This window comes from Streptomyces sp. NPDC048415 (assembly GCF_040651675.1).
Lineage (GTDB): Bacteria > Actinomycetota > Actinomycetes > Streptomycetales > Streptomycetaceae > Streptomyces.
Genome location: NZ_JBEZKJ010000057.1, coordinates 26,997 through 47,199 on the forward strand (window position 1 = coordinate 26,997; position 20,203 = coordinate 47,199).

General features: G+C 69.7%; 20 protein-coding genes and 2 pseudogenes. 9 read left to right on the forward strand and 13 right to left on the reverse strand.

All coding sequences use genetic code 11. The features are described from left to right. The first annotated feature begins 134 nt into the window (after positions 1 to 134). From AB0D27_RS29980 to AB0D27_RS29990, 3 genes are all read left to right on the forward strand, one after another. Positions 135 to 1,490 (forward strand): aspartate aminotransferase family protein, encoded by a 1,356-nt coding sequence (locus AB0D27_RS29980; protein WP_362515116.1) that lies wholly within the window; start codon positions 135 to 137, stop codon positions 1,488 to 1,490. Positions 1,491 to 1,746: 256 nt separating this feature from the next. Next, a complete protein-coding gene (locus tag AB0D27_RS29985; protein ID WP_362515117.1) occupies positions 1,747 to 2,460 on the forward strand; it encodes a GntR family transcriptional regulator in 714 nt (237 codons plus the stop codon). Between the two features lie 168 nt (positions 2,461 to 2,628). Then, positions 2,629 to 3,279, forward strand: a complete 651-nt coding sequence (locus tag AB0D27_RS29990; protein WP_362515118.1) for a hypothetical protein — start codon at positions 2,629 to 2,631, stop codon at positions 3,277 to 3,279. Positions 3,280 to 3,342: 63 nt separating this feature from the next. On the opposite strand, the gene AB0D27_RS29995 is transcribed toward AB0D27_RS29990, so the two are convergent. From AB0D27_RS29995 to AB0D27_RS30015, 5 genes are all read right to left on the reverse strand, one after another. Beyond that, the gene (locus tag AB0D27_RS29995) at positions 3,343 to 3,804 is read right to left on the reverse strand and encodes a hypothetical protein (protein ID WP_362515120.1); all 462 of its coding nucleotides are present in this window, start codon (positions 3,802 to 3,804) and stop codon (positions 3,343 to 3,345) included. Then, entirely contained in the window at positions 3,801 to 4,067 is a 267-nt protein-coding gene (locus tag AB0D27_RS30000; RefSeq protein ID WP_362515121.1) for a hypothetical protein, read from the reverse strand. The genes AB0D27_RS29995 and AB0D27_RS30000 overlap by 4 nt, the downstream gene beginning before the upstream one ends. A 117-nt stretch (positions 4,068 to 4,184) precedes the next feature. Then, positions 4,185 to 4,394 (reverse strand): hypothetical protein, encoded by a 210-nt coding sequence (locus tag AB0D27_RS30005; protein ID WP_362515123.1) that lies wholly within the window; start codon positions 4,392 to 4,394, stop codon positions 4,185 to 4,187. A 170-nt stretch (positions 4,395 to 4,564) separates the two neighbouring features. After that, positions 4,565 to 4,855: a hypothetical protein gene (locus tag AB0D27_RS30010; RefSeq protein WP_362515124.1), complete on the reverse strand. Its 291-nt coding sequence runs from the start codon at positions 4,853 to 4,855 to the stop codon at positions 4,565 to 4,567. A gap of 65 nt (positions 4,856 to 4,920) precedes the next feature. After that, a complete protein-coding gene (locus AB0D27_RS30015; RefSeq protein ID WP_362515125.1) occupies positions 4,921 to 5,325 on the reverse strand; it encodes a hypothetical protein in 405 nt (134 codons plus the stop codon). A 116-nt stretch (positions 5,326 to 5,441) separates the two neighbouring features. On the opposite strand from AB0D27_RS30015, the gene AB0D27_RS30020 reads away from it, so the two are divergent. Together AB0D27_RS30020 and AB0D27_RS30025 are read left to right on the forward strand one after the other, a co-directional pair. After that, positions 5,442 to 6,290 carry a helix-turn-helix transcriptional regulator gene (locus AB0D27_RS30020; RefSeq protein WP_362515127.1) on the forward strand — a complete coding sequence of 283 codons (849 nt, stop codon included), beginning with the start codon at positions 5,442 to 5,444 and terminating at the stop codon, positions 6,288 to 6,290. Then, complete coding sequence (locus tag AB0D27_RS30025) at positions 6,287 to 6,526, forward strand: DUF397 domain-containing protein (RefSeq protein ID WP_362515128.1); 240 nt, start codon at positions 6,287 to 6,289, stop codon at positions 6,524 to 6,526. The genes AB0D27_RS30020 and AB0D27_RS30025 overlap by 4 nt, the downstream gene beginning before the upstream one ends. Here the strand turns inward: AB0D27_RS30025 and AB0D27_RS30030 are convergent. Together AB0D27_RS30030 and AB0D27_RS30035 are read right to left on the reverse strand one after the other, a co-directional pair. Then, positions 6,523 to 8,331, reverse strand: a complete 1,809-nt coding sequence (locus tag AB0D27_RS30030; protein WP_362515130.1) for a 5'-nucleotidase C-terminal domain-containing protein — start codon at positions 8,329 to 8,331, stop codon at positions 6,523 to 6,525. The two genes, AB0D27_RS30025 and AB0D27_RS30030, sit on opposite strands and share 4 nt — an antisense overlap. 202 nt (positions 8,332 to 8,533) lie before the next feature. Beyond that, the gene (locus AB0D27_RS30035) at positions 8,534 to 8,746 is read right to left on the reverse strand and encodes a substrate-binding domain-containing protein (RefSeq protein ID WP_362515131.1); all 213 of its coding nucleotides are present in this window, start codon (positions 8,744 to 8,746) and stop codon (positions 8,534 to 8,536) included. A gap of 39 nt (positions 8,747 to 8,785) precedes the next feature. Here AB0D27_RS30035 and AB0D27_RS30040 point away from each other — a divergent pair. Then, a pseudogene (locus AB0D27_RS30040) lies at positions 8,786 to 9,019 on the forward strand (RICIN domain-containing protein); the annotation flags it as partial. Between the two features lie 320 nt (positions 9,020 to 9,339). Here the strand turns inward: AB0D27_RS30040 and AB0D27_RS30045 are convergent. Next, on the reverse strand, positions 9,340 to 10,623 hold the full coding sequence (locus tag AB0D27_RS30045) for an adenylosuccinate synthase (protein ID WP_362515132.1): 1,284 nt from the start codon (positions 10,621 to 10,623) through the stop codon (positions 9,340 to 9,342). 200 nt (positions 10,624 to 10,823) lie between these two features. Here AB0D27_RS30045 and AB0D27_RS30050 point away from each other — a divergent pair, with 200 nt between their 5' ends. Then, a complete protein-coding gene (locus AB0D27_RS30050) occupies positions 10,824 to 11,660 on the forward strand; it encodes a diacylglycerol kinase family protein (protein ID WP_362515134.1) in 837 nt (278 codons plus the stop codon). 108 nt (positions 11,661 to 11,768) lie between these two features. On the opposite strand, the gene eutC is transcribed toward AB0D27_RS30050, so the two are convergent. Both eutC and AB0D27_RS30060 read right to left on the reverse strand, forming a co-directional pair. Continuing rightward, a complete protein-coding gene (eutC, locus tag AB0D27_RS30055) occupies positions 11,769 to 12,554 on the reverse strand; it encodes an ethanolamine ammonia-lyase subunit EutC (protein ID WP_362515136.1) in 786 nt (261 codons plus the stop codon). Then, positions 12,551 to 13,945: an ethanolamine ammonia-lyase subunit EutB gene (locus AB0D27_RS30060; protein ID WP_362515138.1), complete on the reverse strand. Its 1,395-nt coding sequence runs from the start codon at positions 13,943 to 13,945 to the stop codon at positions 12,551 to 12,553. Before AB0D27_RS30060 ends, eutC begins: the two co-directional genes overlap by 4 nt. Positions 13,946 to 14,151: 206 nt before the next feature. On the opposite strand from AB0D27_RS30060, the gene AB0D27_RS30065 reads away from it, so the two are divergent. Further along, the gene (locus AB0D27_RS30065) at positions 14,152 to 15,681 is read left to right on the forward strand and encodes an APC family permease (protein WP_362515140.1); all 1,530 of its coding nucleotides are present in this window, start codon (positions 14,152 to 14,154) and stop codon (positions 15,679 to 15,681) included. A 199-nt stretch (positions 15,682 to 15,880) separates the two neighbouring features. Then, a pseudogene (locus tag AB0D27_RS30070) lies at positions 15,881 to 16,048 on the forward strand (ABC transporter permease); the annotation flags it as partial. 128 nt (positions 16,049 to 16,176) lie between these two features. Here the strand turns inward: AB0D27_RS30070 and AB0D27_RS30075 are convergent. The 3 genes from AB0D27_RS30075 to AB0D27_RS30085 all read right to left on the reverse strand — a co-directional run bounded on the left by AB0D27_RS30075 (position 16,177) and on the right by AB0D27_RS30085 (position 19,667). Further along, the gene (locus AB0D27_RS30075; RefSeq protein ID WP_362515142.1) at positions 16,177 to 17,397 is read right to left on the reverse strand and encodes a cytochrome P450; all 1,221 of its coding nucleotides are present in this window, start codon (positions 17,395 to 17,397) and stop codon (positions 16,177 to 16,179) included. Positions 17,398 to 17,643: 246 nt separating this feature from the next. After that, positions 17,644 to 18,318 carry a response regulator transcription factor gene (locus AB0D27_RS30080; RefSeq protein WP_362515144.1) on the reverse strand — a complete coding sequence of 225 codons (675 nt, stop codon included), beginning with the start codon at positions 18,316 to 18,318 and terminating at the stop codon, positions 17,644 to 17,646. After that, the gene (locus AB0D27_RS30085; protein ID WP_362515146.1) at positions 18,315 to 19,667 is read right to left on the reverse strand and encodes a histidine kinase; all 1,353 of its coding nucleotides are present in this window, start codon (positions 19,665 to 19,667) and stop codon (positions 18,315 to 18,317) included. Before AB0D27_RS30085 ends, AB0D27_RS30080 begins: the two co-directional genes overlap by 4 nt. Positions 19,668 to 20,203 lie beyond the last annotated feature (536 nt).

Below are 20,203 nucleotides of genomic sequence, written 5' to 3' on the forward strand. Positions count from 1 at the left end.
TGCTGTCACTTCGACAGCACACTGTCAATGTCGGCCATCCCGGCGACAAGCCCGACAGACTGTCGCGGAAAGCCCCGGACCGCAGACAGGACGCCGATATCGCGTCCACTCCCTGGACATTTACGCTTCGGCGCATGACCCCTCAGCCCAACCCCCAGGTCGGCGCCGCCGTGAAGGCCGCGGACCGTGCGCATGTGTTCCACTCCTGGTCCGCGCAGGAGCTCATCGACCCGCTCGCCGTCGCCGGCGCGGAGGGGTCGTACTTCTGGGACTACGAAGGCAAGCGGTATCTGGACTTCACCAGCGGGCTCGTCTTCACCAACATCGGGTACCAGCACCCGAAGGTCGTCGCCGCGATCCAGGAGCAGGCCGGGGCCCTGACCACGTTCGCGCCCGCCTTCGCCATCGAGGCCCGTTCGGAGGCGGCCCGGCTGATCGCCGAGCGGACCCCCGGCGACCTGGACAAGATCTTCTTCACCAATGGCGGCGCCGAGGCCGTCGAGAACGCCACGCGGATGGCCCGGCTGCACACCGGGCGCCCGAAGGTGCTCTCCGCCTACCGCTCGTACCACGGTGCCACCTCCACCGCGATCAACCTCACCGGTGACCCGCGGCGCTGGCCGAACGACATCGGCGCGGCCGGAGTCGTCCACTTCTGGGCGCCCTTCCTCTACCGCTCGCCCTTCCACTCCGACAGCGAGCGGCAGGAGTGCGAGCGCGCGCTCCAGCACCTCGAGGACACGATCGCCTTCGAGGGGCCGGGGACCATCGCCGCGGTGATCCTCGAGACGATCCCGGGCACGGCGGGGATCATGACGCCGCCGGAGGGCTATCTCGCCGGTGTGCGGGAGATCTGCGACCGGTACGGGATCGTCTTCGTCCTCGACGAGGTCATGGCCGGGTTCGGCCGGACCGGCACGTGGTTCGCCGCCGACCACTACGGCGTGACGCCGGACCTGATCACCTTCGCGAAGGGTGTGAACTCCGGGTACGTGCCGCTGGGCGGCGTCGCGATCTCGGGCGCGATCGCGGAGACGTTCGCCACCCGGCCCTACCCCGGTGGGCTCACCTACTCCGGGCATCCGCTGGCCTGTGCCGCCGCCGTCGCCACGATCAACGTGATGGAGGAGGAGGGGATCGTCGAGCAGGCCGCGCGTATCGGCGAGACCGTCCTCGGGCCCGGTCTGCGTGAGCTCGCCGAGCGCCACCCGAGCGTGGGTGAGGTGCGCGGTACCGGTGTCTTCTGGGCCCTGGAGCTGGTGAAGGACCGGGAGACCCGGGAGCCGCTGGTTCCCTACAACGCGGCGGGTGCCGCGAACGCGCCGATGGCCGCGTTCGGTGCCGCGGCCAAGGCGCAAGGCCTGTGGCCGTTCATCAACATGAACCGGACGCACGTCGTGCCGCCGTGCAACATCACCGAGGCCGAGGCCAAGGAGGGGCTCGCCGCCCTGGACGAGGCGCTGTCGGTGGCGGACGAGCACGTCGCGTGACCGTCCGTCCCTCCTGGGGCTCCGCCCCAGACCCCGCTCTCGCAAAGGCGGGAGGGGCTGATTTCAGCCCGTCATGGGGGTCCCCCCGCTCGAGCGTGGGGGAGTTTGAGGACGAGCGCGAAGCGCGACGCGGGGGTCTGGGGGCGAGCCCCCAGGGACGGGACGGGTAGGGGCGGAGGGGGCGAAAACCCCCTCCCCGCGCCCCACCGCGTAAGGTGACGTCCGCCAAGACCTACGCGCGAAGGGGAGCGAGACCATGCCCGGCACCGGCGGCAATGGCACCGTAACCCGCAGCACCCTGCGGCAGCAGATCGCGGACGCGCTCCGCGACGAGGTGCTCGGGGGCCGCCTCCAGCCGGGCCAGGAGTTCACGGTGAAGGAGATCGCCGAGCAGTACGGCGTCTCCGCGACCCCCGTCCGCGAGGCCCTCGTCGACCTGTCGGCCCAGGGCCTCCTGGAGGCGGACCAGCACCGCGGCTTCCGCGTGCACGAGTACTCCCCCGCCGACTACCGCGGCATGATCGAGGCCCGCAGCCTGGTCACGGACGGCATGTTCCGCCGCCTCACCTCGGGAGGCATGCCGCAGTTCAAGGATCCCCGCGCCGTCGCCGCCCTCGCGGGCGTCCGCCGCCGCGGCGAGGAGGCCCAGCGCGCGGCCATCGCCGGCGAGCTGAACATCCTCATCGGCTACGACCTCCGCTTCTGGCGCGAGCTGAGCGGCCTCTTCGGCAACCCCTACCTCGCCGACTTCCTGCACCGGCTGCGTGTCCAGTCCTGGGTGTGCACGGTCCAGCACCTGCGCCAGGTCGCCGACCTCAAGGGCCGCCTGTGGTCCGGCCACACGGAGCTCGTGGACGCCCTCGCCCGCCGCGATCCGGAAGCGGCCCACGCGATCGTGACGGCGTACAACGATCACTCTCTCGCGCTCATGGAGCGCCAGGCGAAAGGTTCCAGCCCGTCCGGCGTTTGAGGACGAGCCCTGCGGGCGATCGGGGGTGTGGGGGCGGAGCCCTCAAGGGCGGCCACCCCCACCGGGGATCACCTGGAACCCGAGTCGCACCGAGGCCTTCCCAAGACCGCCGCGCGCATTACGCTGCCCTGACCACCGTGCACTCCAAGGAGTAAGAGGAGCCGTCTGTTGGCCTGTGACCTGTGGTTGGTCCCGCTCGTCGATGTGCTGTGCCACACCCCCGACAACCCCTTCGCCGAGGAACTCGCGCTCTACGACAAGGTGCTGGGCGAGGCCGGACTCCCGCCGGTGCCGGTGTACGCGTACATGCCGGGGCTGTCGGGTGACGTCGCCCCGGTCGCCGGGTTCGACTACGACGCGCTGCACTTCCTGCGCCGCGCGTACCTTCTGCAGATGTGCGGGCTCGCGGTGACGCCGGTGGACGAACTGGGCGGGGACTACGAGCAGTTGCTGGAGATGTTCGAGTCGAACGCCCAGCAGTCTCACCTGGTCTGGCACTACGACCACGCGGGGGCGTACGTCCCCGTCGACTTCCCGCATCCGCTCGCCAATGACGAACTCCTCGCGGGCGGCGGCCCGCTGGGCTCCTCCCACGCCCTGCTGCGCGAACTCGAGTTCGTCGCCCCGTCGATCGGCATCGACCCGGCGAACCCCCCGGCCGCCCCGGAGCCTCCCATGGCCCCCACGGAGCTGGAGGAACCGGCCGCCCCCGCCCCCTACGACGCCAGCCCCTTCGCCCGCGAACGCCACGTCTGGCTGGGCCTGCACGCTGCCGCGACCCGCAGCCTGGCCCAAGGGTCGATGATCATCTTCAGCTGAGACGGTGAGACGGTACGAGGCCGGTACGAGGCCGGGCCGACGCCGGCCCCGCACCGTTCGTCGTCAGCTCTGCTCGACGATGCGGATCGTCCGGATACCCGTTCCCCGGTAGCGGGTGGGCGTCCTGGTCAGCACGGGGCGGCCGCGCGGCCACTCGACGGTGGGCAGGGCGAGGTGCAGCACATGGGCACCGCTCCAGTCCGGCTCGTCCTTGCCGGTCTGATCCTCGTCCCCGGAGGCCGCTGTCCGCAGGCGCTTGCCCACGGCGGTCGCCGCCGCGAAGTCGAGCCCCTCGATGTTCACGGACGGCAGCGCGCCGACATGTTCGGCGACCCCGGCTCGCTCACGCTCGGCGGCGGCCAGGCTGAGTGCCGGGATGTAGACCCGTAGAGCGGGGTCCTTCTCCGCCTCGACGACAAGCCGGGAGGCCATGCTGTTCCCCGCGCCGAGCGCGAGCGCGGCGGTGTCGTCGAAGATGACGGCACGCGGCAGCGGGTACCTGTCCCTGCCGTGGTCGTCCGTCACTGGACCTCCCCGATGCGCCCGGCCTCGAGGTCGGCCCACAGCTTCTCGCCGGCCTTCTCGTCCTCTTCGGTGTACGGCCTGCCGAGGAAGTGCTCCTCGACGTACGCCCTGGTCTCCTCGTACCGCTTGCGCAGCTCTTCTTTCGTGGGCGTCGCCCCGGCCAGCTCCGCCACGAAGTCCCGCATGCTGATCCCGCGCTCCCGGGCCAACTCCTGAAGGCGGTCTCGGACGGCGGGATCGACCTTGATCGTGGTGTCAGCCATGAGCACAGTATACCGCTGGTATACCGTCTCCGGGCGTACGAGTGTGACGGTCATCGACACTCCGTTTCTTTCGAAGGACCCGGCCTCGCGGAATGCGAGCCGGGGGTCTGTGTGCGCCTAGGCGGGCGCGGTGCCGAACACCGCGCATGCGGCGAGGAGTTGCCCGCTCAGCTCAGCAAGCGTGCGGAGGGAGGCTCGGGCGCCGTTCGGGAGGGCGAGGGGGTACGTCGGTACGGCTGACGCCCGCAGGGAGATGCTCCGGTCGCGGGGGAGGGTGTCGACGAAGACTGAAATGGCGCACCCGGGCGCCGTACGATGAATGCGCATCGGGAGTCGTTAGCTCCTGGTGTCGAGCCCCCGGGTGTTGGCGCACCGCGGGGGCGTTTCGTTGGCGTGACTCTATGGGCACGCACAGCGACGAGCGCAAGCCGAACTACCTTTCCCCAGGCGGACGTTCGTGTTCTTCACTCCTAGGGGTGAAGCGGACGCCCCGGCCGTCAGCGGAGCTGGGACAGGCCCTTCTGGAGGTCCTCGCCGTTCATGATCGGGAAGACTTCGAGCTCGGCGTTGAGCTCGGTGAAGAACGGCTCGCCGGCGGGCGGCAAATCGGAGCTGTCCTTCATGTCGAAGACCAGGAAAATGGTACGGCGACCGCGCACCGCACCGAAGTACGCCGCCTCGGGCTTGAGCTGGTCCAACGCCTCCTTGATCACCTCGGACAGCTTGCCGCTGCGGATGAGTTCGTTGCCCTTCTCCGTGTCCAGGGACGCCTTGAGCATGACGCGCATCGCACTCACCTTCTCCTGACCGGGGAACAGATATGCATCAAAGGTGCATTTTCAGGCTATGTCCCTTACCTTCCACATGCCCACTCCTGCGACTGGAGCGCCGAGCGCAGGAGCAGCGTGTGGACGAGGCGGCCGTCGGCGGCCGGCCGGTGGCGCCAACTCAGCGGCCACGTCTGCCCTCCGAGGGCGGGCACCGGGACGTACGAGACCCGGTTCGGGCCCGCCGTGAGCCGCGTGATCCCCTCCGGCCATGCCCGGTGCGACGTACTGCCGACCGGCACCAGGAAGTACACCGCCCGCCGTCCGTTCGCCTCCTCCACCACCGGCCCCGGATCCCCGCCCGTCATCCGCGCGAGCACGTCCGCGAGAGCCCGGCCCTCGTCGCCGTCCACCCGTACGGCGTCGAACTGGACGCCCGCCTTGCGGAGTTGGATCCCGGCGAGAGGGATCCAGTCACTTTGCGTATTCATGGAGACAGTTTCCGGAGAGGGGGCTAGCGTTTTCCATGACTCTGCGTCGTCGGTCGATCACGGTCGGGCGGGGGCGGGGGTGAGTTGAGGCCGGTTGAGTTCGGTTGAGTCCAGGGGTGACCGCGTTGGCGCGAGCAGAGAACAAGACGGAGGCGGGCGGTACGGCGCATCTTGTCGCCGCCCTGGCGAAGGCGCTGCGTGAACAGCAGCAGCTCTCCCAGGACCAGTTGGGCAAGAAGATCGGCTACACCGGTTCGGCTGTCAGCGCCATGGAGACCTGCGCGCAGCCCGCGAGCGACCAGATGCTCGTCAAGCTGGAGGAGACAATCGGGGGCGGGCTCGGGGTCTTCGAGAAGGCGCGGACCTTTGTGCTGCTGGACAAGTATCCGCCGCAGTTCAAGGACTTCTCCCTGATGGAGGCGCGGGCGGTGACGTTGTCGTCGTACCAGACGTACGTGGTCGACGGTCTGTTCCAGACCGAGGCGTACGCGCGGGCGCTGATCGGGGGCGGCTTCCCCAAGCTGCCCGAGGCCAAGGCGGAGGAGCTGGTCGAGGCGCGCATGGCTCGCAAGGCCCTCTTCGACCGCGATCCGACCGCCATGATCGAGCTGATCCTCGACGAGGCCGTGCTTCGGAGGCCGTTCGGGAGCTGGGAGGTGCAGAGCGGGCAGCTGCGCTCGCTCGCCCAGGATGCCCAGCGCGACAACGTCTGCGTCCAAGTGCTGCCGCTGGAGCGCGGCTTGCGCGGCGCTCACGCGGGATCTGGCGGCAACATGGTCTTGGTCGAGACGGAGGAGCACCACCACGTGGTCTACCTGGAGATCGAGGACGAGAGCATCCTGGTCAGCAATCCAGCCAAGGTGGCCCAACTCTCCCACCGCTATGCGAAGATCCGCACACAGGCTCTGAGCCCGGACGACTCGCTGAGCCTGCTCGAGCGGCTGGCAGGAGAAGAACGGAAATGAGCAGCACACTGCGGTGGTTCAAGTCGAGCTACAGCGACAGCAGCGGCGGCCAGTGCCTCGAAGTCGCTTACACCTGGCGCAAGTCGTCGTACAGCAGCGACAGCGGCGGCGAATGCGTCGAGGTCGCCCCCTGCCCCCACGCCACCTCCATCCACATCCGCGACTCAAAAACCCCCGGCGGCCCAACCCTCACCGTCACCGGTGAAGCCTGGGCCGCCTTCGTCCGGAACCGTTAGAACACCGGCGTGCCGTCCTGCGTCAGCTTCCAGTTGGTCGCGGCGAAATCAGCGGGGTTCAGCGCGCCCTTGGTCGTGACGTAGTCGATCATCAGCTGGCGGATCTCGTTGGTGGAGCTGTAGGCGATGTCGGCGGCAGCGATGTGCGGGTAGCCGCTGCCTCCGTTGGCGCGGTAGTTGTTGACGGCGACGACGAAGACCTGGTCGTCCGTCACCGCGGCGCCGTTGTAGCTGAGGTTCTTGATCCGGGAGCCCTCGGCCTGGGCGATGTCGATGTCGTACGAGACGCCCGCGGCGGTGTCGTACATGTAGTCCCAGAAGTTGTTGGCGTTCGTCAGCGTCGCGGTGTCGGCCTTCGTGCCGCTCGGCACCTGGTGGTAGTACTTCGCCGCGTACTCCAGGTAGTCCTTGAGCTGGGCGCCGGTGAGCTTCTTGCCGTACAGGGTGTTGTCGTAGATGTAGAGGCCGGCGACGTCGCGGATGGTGACGTCGCCCTGGGGGATGTCGGCGGTGCGGCTGAAGGGCGCGGCGACCGAGATGAGCGGGAGCGCCGCGTCGGCCGTGGACAGGCCGGTGGCCACCGTCGCCATCTGGACCTGGTGGATGAAGTCCATGACCGGGACGTCCTTCCAGCAGGCCTCGGCCGCGGAGAGATCCGCGGTACACGTGCCCACCGGCGTGTTGACGTACTTCACGACCAGGTCGTGGTCCGCCTTGAGGAGCTTGGTGATCTCCGCGTCCTCCTCGACCGTGTTGCTGTTGAGGGTCTGCGCCTTGGTGCTGGTGACCTTCCACTGGCCGTGGACGAGTTCGAGCTCGAAGTCGAAGACGGTCAGCCGCATGCCGTAGCAGTACGGCTCGGAGAGGACGACGTCCTTGCCGGTCTCCTTGTTCGTGACCGTGTAGGACGAGACCTCGGTGTGGGTGTGGCCCACGAGGATCGCGTCGATGCCGGGGACCTGCTCGGCGACCAGGTTCGACGCGTTCTCGATGTACGGGAGTTCACTGCCGTAGGAGGACGAGCCGTCGAGCCCGGAGTGGTCCGTCAGGAACACCACGTCACAGCCCAGCGCGCGCAGCCGCGGCACGTACTTCTTCGCCTGCTCGACCAGACCCGTGAAGGACATCTTCCCGGCCACGTTGTCCTTGTCCCACAGGGCGATTCCGGGGTTGGTGAGACCGAGGATGCCGACCTTGATGTCGGGGGCGCCGGGGACGCAGACGCGCTTCACGGCGTACGGCTGGAAGGCGGGCCGGAGGGTCTTGGCGTCCAGCGCGTTCGCGCCGAGCAGCGGGAAGTGGCACTGCTTCTCGAACTTGCGGAGCGTCTCGATGCCGTAGTTGAACTCGTGGTTGCCGAGCGCGGCGGCGTCGTACCGCATGGCGTTCATGGCGATCGCCATCGGGTGCTTCGGCGCGTTGTCGCCGGTGATCGGGTCGACGCGGGCGTAGTAGTACGCCAGCGAGGTGCCCTGGATGATGTCGCCCGCGTCGACGAGCAGTACGTGGTCCTCGCCCTTGGCGGCGCGCTGCTGCTTGATGAGGGTGGCGACGCGCGCGACGCCTACCGAATTCCCCGCCTTGTCCTTGTAGGCCGCGTCCGTGTAGTAGTCCCAGTCGAAGACGTGGCTGTGCAGGTCGGTGGTGCCGAGGATGGAGAACGACCAGGTGCGGGGCGCCTTCGGGGGCCTACGGTCCGCGGCCTGGGCCGCGGGCGCGGCGGCCGTCCCCGCGACGGCCACGGCCGCACCGGTGACGGCCGACTTCTTCACGAACTCCCGGCGGTTCAAGGGATTGACGGGCATACGGGGCTCCTGAGAGAGGGGTGACGCGGGCAGGGGAACGGGCCGTGCGAGCCGTGCGGGGACTACACGCGTAGATCGTGGTCGCGGACGTACCCCTTCCGAAACCAGGAACACCCCATGTCCCGGTCAATTAACGGTCAGTTCGCGCCGACGCCGGCGGGAAGGGTCCTCGCCCTCACGGCGGGCTCCCGCTCGGGCCCGTTCAGCTGGACTCCCGCACCACCAGCCGGCACGGAACCGTGTGGACCCCTGGCGCCGGTTCGTCGGAGTCGATCGCCTCCAGCAGCCGCAGCGCGGCGATCCGGCCGATCTCGGCGAGGTCCATGTCGATGGTGGTCAGCGGCGGGCGGCAGGCCAGCGCCATGGTGTCCCAGTTGTCGTAGCCGACGACCGCGATGTCGCCGGGGACGTCCACGCCCCGCTCTCGAACGGCGCGATCACGGTCCCCGTGGCGATGAACGCCTCGGACGGCTACCACCTGGTGATCACGCCCAGCGGCGGTTCCACCTCACTCGCCGGGACCTACCGGATCACCAACAAGAACAGTGGGCTCGCCCTGGACACCCAGAGCGCCGGCACGGCCCAGGGAACGTCCGTCGTGCAGGCGACGTCCGGCACCGGTACCACCCGGTCCTGGACCCTGGCCTCCGCCGGATCGGGCCTTTACAAGATCACGAACAAGGCGAGCGGTCTGCTCCTCGGCATCAAGGACGCAGGCACCGCCGACGGCGGCACCGCGCTCATCTGGGGCGACAACGGAACGAACCAACCACCTCTGGCAGCTCATCCCCACCGGCGACGGTTACTACAAGATCGCCAACTACAACAGCGGCCTGCTGCTCGGCGTGGACGGCATGAGCACCACGACCGGCGCCCAGGTTCTCCAGTGGGACGACAACGGCACCGCCGACCACCTGCGGCAACTGACCGCACGCTGAGGCCGGACCCCCAGGGACGAGTACGCCCCCGGATGTCTGCCGGGGGCGCACTCATATCCGACCACGCGTTCTAGATGAACGAGTTGATCTCGATCGTCTCGTCGCGGCCCGGGCCGACACCGATCGCGGAGATCGGCGCGCCCGACATGTCCTCGAGGGCCTTGACGTACGCCTGGGCGTTCTTCGGGAGGTCCGCGAAGGTCTTGGCCTTGGTGATGTCCTCCGACCAGCCCGGAAGCGTTTCGTAGACCGGCTTCGCGTGGTGGAAGTCGGTCTGGGAGTACGGGAGCTCCTCGACGCGCTTGCCGTCGATCTCATACGCCACGCAGACCGGGATCTCCTCCCAGCCGGTCAGGACGTCCAGCTTGGTGAGGAAGAAGTCGGTCAGGCCGTTCACACGGGTCGCGTAGCGGGCGATGACGGCGTCGAACCAGCCGCAGCGCCGGTCGCGACCGGTCGTCACACCCCGCTCGCCGCCGATGCGGCGCAGCGCGTCGCCGTCCGCGTCGAACAGCTCGGTCGGGAACGGGCCCGAGCCGACGCGGGTCGTGTACGCCTTGAGGATGCCGATGACCCGGCTGATCTTCGTCGGCCCGACACCGGCACCCGTGCACGCCCCGCCCGCAGTCGGGTTGCTGGACGTCACGAACGGATACGTACCGTGGTCGATGTCCAGGAGCGTGCCTTGACCGCCCTCGAAGAGCACGACCTTGTCCTGCTCAAGGGCCTGGTTGAGGAGCAGGACGGTGTCCGCGACGTACGGCTTCAGCCGGTCCGCGTAGCCCAGCAGCTCCTCCACGACCTGGCCCGCCTCGATGGCACGGCGGTTGTAGAGCTTGGTGAGCAGCTGGTTCTTGACCTCGAGGGCCGCTTCGACCTTCTGCGTCAGGATCGACTCGTCGTACAGGTCCTGGATGCGGATGCCGACGCGGTTGATCTTGTCCGCGTACGTCGGGCCGATGCCGCGGCCTGTCGTACCGATCTTCCGCTTCCCGAGGAAGCGTTCCGTCACCTTGTCCACCGTCACGTTGTACGGCGTGATGATGTGCGCGTTTCCGCTGATCAGGAGCTTGGACGTGTCGACGCCTCGCTCGTTCAGCCCGTTCAGCTCGGAGAACAGGACCGACGGGTCGACGACGACTCCGTTACCGATGACCGGGGTACACCCCGGCGAGAGGATTCCGGAAGGGAGGAGGTGCAGGGCATACTTCTGGTCGCCCACGACTACCGTATGGCCGGCGTTGTTGCCGCCCTGGTAGCGCACCACATAATCCACTGAACCACCGAGCAGGTCCGTGGCCTTTCCCTTGCCTTCGTCACCCCACTGAGCACCGAGCAGCACAAGTGCGGGCACGCGCGTACACCCCTTCCGGGCGGGGCATGTCCAAGGTCGGGGACGTACGCGGCTGGTTTTCGATACGGCTGCGTACGCCGGCGACCTCCTTTGGCCGCGACCGTCGGACCGGATGCCCCGGAATAGACGAAGCCCCTGGCGCAATAGCGCAAGGGGCTCTTGCACAAAGATGCTACCCGAGGAAGCGAGGCAGGACCGAGGTGGCGCCTTCCGACCAGCTTCTGGTGGTCATCGACCCGGTCGCCCGCCGGACCGACGGCGAGTCCGTACGGATCGCGAAAGACGTGCTCAGCGGGGGTGCGGCGACGAAAGTGTGCCTGCCGGACGGGCCCGAGGAATTTGCCCGGGCGCTGATCCGCAGGGGGTCCCGCAGGCCGGTCGTGATCGGCGACGACGGGGCGCTGCTGCGGGCGGTGGCCCTGCTCCACCGGCGGCGGGAGCTCGCGGTGTGCGGGCTGTCGCTGGTGCCGGTGGGGGGTGCGCTGTCGCTGGCCCGCTCGCTCGGCGTGCCGACGGGGGCCGTGGCCGCGGCCCGGGCCGTGCTCGACGGGGCCGAGCGGCGGCTCGATCTGCTGGTGGACGACAGTGACGGGGTGGTGCTGGGCACGCTGCGGATCCCGTCGCGACCCTCGCCGTCCCCCGGCGCCTCCTCGGCGCCGCCCCATCCGTGGCTTCGGACCTGCCAGTCGTTGGTCCGGACGCTCGCCGTGCGGCCCACCCGACTGGCCACCGTGCCCAGGCCCGGGCCCGCGCGGCTTCGGGTGGAGGTCGACGGGGTGCTCCTGGTGGACCTCGACCATCCCGTCGAGGCCGTGTCGGTGACACCGGGGGTGTCGGGGGGTGCGGAGGTGGAGGTGCGGCCCGCGTCCGTGGGCGCGGAGGCCGCGCCGCTGCGGGTGGTCGGACGCCGGGTCACCGTGTCCGGCGCGGATTTCCGGTACCGGGCGGATTCCGTCGTGGGCGGCCCGGTACGGACCCGGACGTGGACGGTGCGGGAGGGGGCGTGGGGGTTGATACTGCCGCCGGGCAGGCCTTAGCCCGTCCGGCGTTTGAGGACGAGCGCGAAGCGCGACAGGGGGGTCTGGGGGCGCAGCCCCCAGGTGTACGGGACGGGTAGGGGCGGAGGGGGCGAAACACCCCCACGCTCACCCGGCCGACAGCGCCGGGTCCGAGTCGTCCTTCAGGGTCACCCCCGTGGCGCCCAGCTCCCGCGCCCGCCCCATCAGGGCGACCAGCTTGGCGGCGGCCCCGGCGTAGGACAGCCCCAGCGGGGGCCGGATGTTGGAGAGACAGTTGCGGTCCGCGTCGGTGGTGCGACCGGGCCGCGGCGTGTGGGTCAGATACGCCCCCAGGGAGTCCGCGGCGGACATCCCGGGCCGCTCCCCGATGAGCACCACCACCAGCTCGGCCCCCAGCGCATGCGCGACATCGTCCCCCAGCGCCACCCGAGCCTGCTCGGCCAGCACAACGGGAGCGACCCGCCACCCCGAGGGCAACAGCGCCGTCGTCTCCCGGATCACCGGCGCCGCGTGCTCGTGCACGGCCCGGCTGGACAACCCGTCGGCGACCACGAACACCACGTCCCACTCGTCCCGGGGCAGATGCGCCCGGTCGACGTCGTCCAGCCGCCGCCCCAGATCGGGCCGCTGGAGATAGGTGAGCCGATCGGCCGCCGCACTGCGCACCCGTACCGTCGGCACCCCCGTCAACGCCCCCGCGACCGCCTCCGGCCGAAACGGCGAGTGCACCGCGTCCCGCGCGGCGGCGTGCGCGGCCTGCAGCTCGAGCCGGTGCCGGGTGGGCAGCGCCGACCCGGCCCGCCCGAGCCCGATCCGGGCCTGGGTGTGCCGGCGCAGGGTCGCCCACAGCGCGGCGTCCGACTCGGGTGCCACCAAAGCTCGTACCAGAGAGGCGAGTTGGCGATCCGTCATGCCGCGAGCTCCTTACCGATCGTCATCAACGGGTGCCCGGTACCCGACACATCCCTGATCCCGCCGCCGGCGTCCAGCAGCCCGATCCGCTCCAGCCATGCCTCGAACTCCGGTGCCGGGCGCAGCCCGAGGACCTCGCGCAGGTACAACGCGTCGTGGTACGAGGCGGATTGGTAGTTGAGCATGATGTCGTCGCCGCCCGGTGTGCAGATCACGAAGGAGGCGCCCGCGACGCCGAGCATCGTCAGCATGGTGGCGATGTCGTCGTCGTCCGCGTCGGCGTGGTTGGTGTAGCAGATGTCCAGGCCCATGGGCAGGCCGAGCAGCTTGCCGCAGAAGTGGTCCTCAAGGGCCGCGCGGAGGATCTGTCGGCCGTCGTACAGGTACTCCGGTCCGATGAAGCCGACGACCGTGTTCACCAGGAGCGGGTCGTAGCGGCGGGCGACCGCGTACGCCCGTGCCTCCACCGTCTGCTGGTCCACCCCGTGGTGCGCGTCGGCGGACAGCGCGCTGCCCTGGCCGGTCTCGAAGTACAGGGCGTTGTGGCCGACGGTGCCCCGGCCCAGCCCTCGCGCCGCCTCGTACGCCTCGTCGAGCAGGCTCAGCGTGACGCCGAAGGAGGCGTTCGCGGCCTGCGTACCGGCGATGGACTGGAAGACAAGGTCGACCGGGGCGCCGCGTTCCATCAGGTCGACGCTGGTGGTGACGTGGCACAGGACGCAGGACTGGGTGGGGATCGAGTAGCGGTCGATCACGCCGTCGAGCAGCTCCAGCAGGTCGCGTACCGCCTTCGGACTGTCCGTCGCCGGGTTGATGCCGATGACCGCGTCGCCTGAGCCGAGGAGGAGTCCGTCGAGGAGGGCCCCGGCGACTCCGGCCGGGTCGTCGGTGGGGTGGTTGGGCTGGAGCCGGGTGGCGAGGCGGCCGGGCAGGCCGATCGTGGAGCGGAACGCCGTGACGACCCGTACCTTGCGGGCGACGGCCACCAGGTCCGCGTTGCCCATCAGCTTGGAGACGGCGGCCACCATCTCGGGCGTGAGCCCGGGGGCCAGCGCGGCGAGCGCCGCCGCGTCCGCCGCCTCGGACAGCAGCCACTCCCGGAACTCCCCGACCGTCATCGCCGCCACCGGCGCGAACGCCGCCGTGTCGTGGCTGTCCACGATCAGCCGGGTCACGTCGTCGTCCTCGTACGGGATCACCGGTTCGGCGAGGAACCGCGCAAGCGGCACCTCGGCCAGCGCCCACCGGGCCGCGACCCGCGACTGCGCGGACTCGGCGGCCAGCCCGGCGAGCCGGTCGCCCGACCGCTCGGGGCTCGCAGCGGCGAGCAGCGGCGCGAGGCCGGCGAAGGTGTGATTCCGGCCGCCGAGGGTGGCGGAGTAGGTGCTCATGAGGGCGACCGTACGAAGCGGCGCGGGGCCGGGTCCACGCCCGCACCGAGAGTTAACGCAGACGTTCGCTCCCTCCCCATTCTAAAGGTCTGATTGACAAACATTTAACGCGGCGACCGGTAAGCCGACTCATTCGCCCAGCAGGATTCCGGCTGGTTGCACACCACCCGATCACCGACTGAGCGCATGAGGAAAGGGGCCACTCGATGGCAGTACAAGAGGGCGTGGCCCCAGGGGCGGCGGGCACGGATTCCGTGTCCGGAGAGGCCGCGGGGACGGTTCACCGGCTGAAGCCCAACGCGATCGGCCTGCTCGGCGTGGTCTTCATGGCCGTCGCCACCGCGGCCCCGATCACCGCCATGACGGGCAACGTGCCCTTCATGGTCTCCGCCGGAAACGGCATCGGCGCCCCGGCGAGCTATCTCGTCGCAATGGTCGTCCTGGCGATCTTTTCCGTCGGCTTCACCTCGATGGCGAAGCACATCACCTCGACCGGCGCCTTCTACGGCTTCATCTCCTACGGCCTCGGCCGCACCGCCGGACTCGCCTCGGGCCTGCTGGCCACCTTCGCGTACGTCGTCTTCGAGCCGGCCCTGATCGGCATCTTCTCCACCTTCGCCACGGGAACCCTCAAGGACCAGACGGGACTTGACGTGCCGTGGTGGGCGTTCGCGGTCCTGATGCTGGCCGTCAACACGACGGGCACCTGGTTCGGCGTCTCGGTTGCCGAAAAGCTGCTGGTCGTGCTGCTGGGTACCGAGGTGACCGTCCTCGCCGCGATGGCGATCTCCGTGGCCCTGCACGGCGGCGGCCCGCACGGCTTCACCTTCGGCCCGGTCAACCCCGTCAACGCCTTCAAGGGCACCAGCGCCGGACTCGGTCTCTTCTTCGCCTTCTGGTCATGGGTCGGCTTCGAGTCCACGGCGATGTACGGCGAGGAGTCCCGCGACCCGAAGAAGATCATCCCCAAGGCGACGATGATCTCCGTCCTGGGCGTCGGCGTCTTCTACGTCTTCGTCTCCTGGATGGCCATCACCGGCAACGGCGAGAGCGAGGCCCTGAAGGCCGCCTCCTCCGCCAACCCGCTCGCCCTCTTCTTCAACCCCACCGAGCACTACGTCGGCCACTGGGCCGTCGACGTCATGCAGTGGCTGATGATCACCGGCTCGCTGGCCTGCGGCATGGCCTTCCACAACTGCGCCGCCCGCTACATGTACGCGCTCGGCCGCGAGGGCGTACTCCCCTCCCTGCAGAGGACGATCGGGCGCACCCACCCACGGCACGGCTCCCCGCACATCGCCGGCCTGGTCCAGACGGTCGTCAGCGCCGTGCTGATCGGGGCGTTCTGGATCGCCGGCAAGGACCCGTACACCGGTACGTACGTCCTGCTCGCCATCCTCGGCACCATGGCCATCCTGGTCGTCCAGGCCGTCTGCTCCTTCGCGGTCCTCGCCTACTTCCGCACCCACCACCCCGAGAGCAGGCACTGGTTCAAGACCTTCACCGCTCCGCTCCTCGGCGGCCTCGCGATGCTCGGCGTGGTGGTCCTGCTGGTGTCCAACATGGGCGCCGCGGCGGGTACGGAGTCCGGCTCACTCATCCTGAAGTCCACGCCGTGGATCGTCGCGCTCATCGCGGTGGGTGGACTCGCGTACGCGACGTACCTGAAGCGCCGGGCACCGGAGCGGTACGCGCTGCTGGGCCGGACGGTGCTGGAGGAGACGAAGGAGCGGTAACCGGCCGACCCCGTCGAGGAGAGCGCTCGTCAGGGGCGCGGGGCACTGACACATGCGGGTCCGCCGCGTGGGCGCGACCAGCCACGGCGGTCCGCAGTTCCCCGACGACAGTCACCACCCCAGACCTTCGGCGAGTCACCCTTCGCCGAAGGTTTTTCGCAGTGCACGCGCCAGCGGTCCATCATCTTGGCGATCTCGGATCGGCCCCGCCCTGAACGTGCCGTCAGCTGTCATGGACCTCTCCCCCTCCGGCCACCTTCCCAAGCTGCCCGGGGGCGAGTTGGCCTGGACGCCGGTCGTCCTCCTCACCGCGATCGCGGTCGCCCTGGCCGGGGTGCGGCTGGCCGGCCTGCGACGGCGGGACCTGGAGCACGTGAGGTTTTCGCCCCCTCCGCCCCTACCTTCCCCGTACCTGGGGGCTGCGCCCCCAGACCCCCCTGTCGCGCTTCGCGCTCGTCCTCAAACGCCGGACGGGCTGAGGCCTGCCGGGCCTGGCTAGAAGTTCACCTTCAGGGCCTCCAAGCCCCGGATCACGAAGTTCGGCTTGCGCTGGGGCTCGGTGGTCAAGGTCAGGGTGGGGGCCTGGGTCAGCAATGCCTCCATGGACGCGGCCAGTTCGATGCGGGCCAGCGGGGCGCCGATGCAGTAGTGGATGCCCGCGCTGAAGGAGATGTGCGGGTTGTCCTTGCGGGTGAGGTCCAGTTTCCCGGGGGCCGTGAAGGCCGCCGGGTCGTGGTTGGCGGAGCCGAAGAGCATGGCGATCTCGGCGCCCCGGGGGATCGTCGTGCCGTCGATCTCGATGTCGTCGAGGACCCAACGCTCGAAGAGCTGAAGCGGGGTGTCGTAACGCATCAGCTCCTCCACCGCCGTGGGGATCAGGGAGTGGTCCGCACGCAGGGCGGCCAGCTGCTCGGGATGGCGGAACAGTGCCCACCAGCCGTTCACCGTGGCGTTGACCGTCGCCTCGTGCCCCGCGTTCAGAAGGAGGACGCAGGTGGAGATCATCTCCTGCTCGGTGAGACGGTCGCCCTCGTCGTAGGCCGCGATGAGACCCGAGATCAGATCGTCCGCGGGCTCCTTGCGGCGCGCCTCGATCAGCTCCTTCAGATACTCGGTGAACTCGACCGACGCGCGCACCGCCTTCGCCGCCGTCCCCTCGGACGGGTTCAGCTCGTACATTCCGCAGATGTCCGCCGACCACGGACGCAGCGGCGCGCGGTCCGGCTCGGGGATGCCCAGCATCTCGGCGATCACCGCCACCGGCAGCGGCTCGGCGACGTCGGTCAGCAGATCCCCGCCGCCGGCCTCCACCAGACCGGCGACCAGCTCACCCGCCAGCCGGTCGACATAGGGCTTCAGCCGCTCCACCGTGCGCGGTGTGAACGCCTTCGACACCAGTCGCCGGATCCGCGTGTGGTCCGGGGGCTCCAGGTCCAGCATCCCGTGGTCATTGAGGACGTGGAACGGCTCGTGCTCGGGCGGCGGCGCCGTCCTCCCGAAGTCCTCATGCGTGAACCGGTGCTGATACGTCCGGCCCAGCCGGCGATCCCGCAGCAGCGCCGACACCTCCGCGTGACGCGGCACCAGCCACTGGTTGGTCGGCTCGTAGTAGTGCACCCGGCCACGCGCACGCAGCTCCTCGTACGCCGGGTACGGGTCCGCCACGAACGCCGGGTCCCACGGGTCGAAGGCCTGCGGAGTCTCCAAAGCTGCCATGAACGGACGCTAGCCCGGCACGCCCCTCTCTGACCAGGGGCGTCTCGACTGAACAGAGGTGTCCTGTCTTAACAGGGGCGGCTTGTCTCAACCGGGGTGTCTCGTCTTAACAAGGGCGGCTTGTCTCAACCGGGGTGTCTCGTCTTAACAAGGGCGGCTCGTCCCAACCCGGGTGTCTCGTCTGAACAGGGGCGGCTCGTCCCAACCGGGGTGTGGTGTCTCGTCTGAACAGGGGCGGCTCGGAGCTCACCTCGGTGTGACCAGTCGTGCCTCGTACGCGAACACCGCCGCCTGCGTCCGGTCTCGCAGGCCCAGCTTCACCAGGATGCGGCTCACATGTGTCTTGATCGTGGACTCTGCGACGACCAGGCGCTCGGCTATCTCCGCGTTCGAAAGGCCTTGGGCGATCAGGACCAGCACCTCCGTCTCCCGCTCGGTCAGATCCCCGTACGCCGCCTGCGCCGTGGCGGAAAGCCGGGGCGCGTCCGCGAGCTTGGAGAACTCGGTGATCAGCCGCTTGGTGACCGAGGGGGCCAGCAGCGCCTCCCCCGCCGCCACCACCCTTACTCCGTCGGCCAGTTGGCGCGCCGAGGCGTCCTTGAGCAGGAACCCGGAGGCTCCGGCGCGCAGCGCCTGGTACACATACTCGTCGAGGTCGAACGTCGTCAGCACCAGCACCTTCGCGGCGCCGTCCGCGGCGACGATCTCCCGGGTCGCCTCGATCCCGTTCATCTCCGGCATGCGGATGTCCATCAGCACGACGTCCGGGGTCAGCTCACGGACCCGCTCGACCGCGTCCCGGCCGTTGACCGCCTCGCCGACCACCTCGATGTCCGGCATCGCGCCCAGCAGCACGGAGAAGCCCTCGCGAACCATCACCTGGTCATCCGCTATCAGGACACGGATCATGCCGCCCGTCATCCGCTCTCCTCCGCCACCACCTGCACCGGCAGGAACACCGTCACCTCATAGCCTCCGTCGTCAGTCCCGACCGTCGTCATCTCGCCGTCCAGCATCGTGACCCGCTCGCGCATGCCGGTGATGCCGTGCCCCGCGCCGTGCGTGGACTTCGTCAGGCTCGTCGCCGGCGCGGGGCCGTTGACTATGCGCAGGCCGAGCCCGCCGAGGACGTAGGCGATCTCCACGCGGGCCGCCGCGCCTGGCGCGTGCCGCAGGGTGTTGCTCAGGGCCTCCTGGACTATGCGGTACGCCGATAGCTCCACCCCCTGCGGGAGTTCGCGCACGGCGCCGGTGACCGCCTTCTCCACGGTCAGGCCCGCGTCCTTCACATTGGCGAGGAGCGCGTCGAGGTCGGCGAGCGTGGGCTGCGGGGCGTCCGGAGCCTCGTAGTCCTCGGCCCTGACCACGCCGAGCACGCGGCGCAGCTCGGTCAGCGCCGCCACCGCGTTCTCCCGGATCGTGACGAAGGCCTGCTCCAGCTCCGGCGGTGGGTTCTCCACGCGGTAGGGGGCCGCCTCCGCCTGGATGGCGACCACCGACATGTGGTGGGCGACCACGTCGTGGAGTTCACGGGCGATCGTCGTGCGCTCTTCGAGCAGCGTGCGCTTGGAGCGCTCCTGCGCCGTCTCCGACTGCTGGGCGGTCACCTCCTGCTCGGCCTCGCGGCGTATGTGCAGGACGGTGACGACCAGGAGGGCGACGGCGGAGATGAACAGCAGCGGCACGGTGTTGGTGCCGTAGTGGCCCGAGCCGAAGAACGTCTCGGCGATCATTCCGTACGCCGCGGTCAGCATCCACATCCACGCGGCGATGCGTGGGCGGGTGCGCAGTGCCACGACCATCAGCACCGTCACGTGGGCTACGAACGTGCCGGGGAGCCAGGGCCAGTCGCTCCAGGTGCTGCTGAACACGGCGACTACCGGTGTCGCCGCGAGCGAGAACCAAAAAGCGCCGACTGGGCGGATCAGGGTGGCCAGGACGGGGAGCAGGGCGAGGAGGGCGCAGAGCAGCGGCCTGATGTTGCCGCTGCCGTCGCCGGCGGCGTAGGCCGCGGACATTGCCAGCAGGCCGGCTGCCGCGATCGTGGCGTGCGGGGTCCAGGCCGCGTACTCCTTTATCCCCTCGGGGAGGCGTCGGGTGAGGGGGCCGTCGACACGCATCCTCGGCAGCGGGCGGTAGGCGAAGGCGTCGTGGAACAAGTCCTGCCGTAGGCCGCGCAGGGCGTCTGCGGCCAGCCGGAACTCTGGGCTGCGTGGCTTGGCGCCGCCTGGTGGCGTCGTCTGCCTCTGGGTCGTGGTCGTCTCGGTCACGTTCAAAACGGTAGGCCGCGTTGGTGGGCTGGGGCGTCACCAGTGAGGAGGGTCCTTGTGGGTCCGTCTCAGGTACTACGGGTATGGGCGAGCTGTCGTCTGTGGGGGGGCTGCTGCTGGCGGTTCGGGTGCTGGCGGTGGGGGGCGTCTGCCCTGGGTGCGGGGGCGCCTATCCACGGCGCGGGGTCGCCTGCCCTCGGTGCGGGGGCGCCTGCCCTCGGTGCGGGGTCGCCCGCCGCAGTGCGGGGTCGCCTGCCCACGGTGGGTGGGTCGGGGCCGCGCCGGTACATCCGCCCGCATCCGGACGGATCGGCTGTGGGCTGGGAGGTGCTGTCTTCCTTGGATCCGTCCGGATGCGCGCATTCGATGTACCGACACGGCCCCTTCCGCCGGGGGGCGGGTGCCGGTCAGTGGGAGTGCGCGGCCCCCTCGCGTGCGTCGGCGGGTGCCGGTCAGTGGGAGTGCGCGGCTCCCTTGTGTGCGTTGGCGGGTGGGGGTGGGCGAGGTGCCGGCGTGGGGCCTTCTGTGTGTCAGCA

Coding starts and splice junctions, on each gene's coding strand:
- AB0D27_RS29980 (WP_362515116.1), top strand. CDS start 135: ATGACCCCTCAGCCCAACCCCCAGGTCGGCGCCGCCGTGAAGGCCGCG.
- AB0D27_RS29985 (WP_362515117.1), top strand. CDS start 1,747: ATGCCCGGCACCGGCGGCAATGGCACCGTAACCCGCAGCACCCTGCGG.
- AB0D27_RS30000 (WP_362515121.1), bottom strand. CDS start 4,067: ATGGCTGACACCACGATCAAGGTCGATCCCGCCGTCCGAGACCGCCTT.
- AB0D27_RS30005 (WP_362515123.1), bottom strand. CDS start 4,394: ATGCGCATTCATCGTACGGCGCCCGGGTGCGCCATTTCAGTCTTCGTC.
- AB0D27_RS30010 (WP_362515124.1), bottom strand. CDS start 4,855: ATGCGCGTCATGCTCAAGGCGTCCCTGGACACGGAGAAGGGCAACGAA.
- AB0D27_RS30015 (WP_362515125.1), bottom strand. CDS start 5,325: ATGAATACGCAAAGTGACTGGATCCCTCTCGCCGGGATCCAACTCCGC.
- AB0D27_RS30025 (WP_362515128.1), top strand. CDS start 6,287: ATGAGCAGCACACTGCGGTGGTTCAAGTCGAGCTACAGCGACAGCAGC.
- AB0D27_RS30030 (WP_362515130.1), bottom strand. CDS start 8,331: ATGCCCGTCAATCCCTTGAACCGCCGGGAGTTCGTGAAGAAGTCGGCC.
- eutC (WP_362515136.1), bottom strand. CDS start 12,554: ATGACGGATCGCCAACTCGCCTCTCTGGTACGAGCTTTGGTGGCACCC.
- AB0D27_RS30060 (WP_362515138.1), bottom strand. CDS start 13,945: ATGAGCACCTACTCCGCCACCCTCGGCGGCCGGAATCACACCTTCGCC.
- AB0D27_RS30065 (WP_362515140.1), top strand. CDS start 14,152: ATGGCAGTACAAGAGGGCGTGGCCCCAGGGGCGGCGGGCACGGATTCC.
- AB0D27_RS30075 (WP_362515142.1), bottom strand. CDS start 17,397: ATGGCAGCTTTGGAGACTCCGCAGGCCTTCGACCCGTGGGACCCGGCG.
- AB0D27_RS30080 (WP_362515144.1), bottom strand. CDS start 18,318: ATGACGGGCGGCATGATCCGTGTCCTGATAGCGGATGACCAGGTGATG.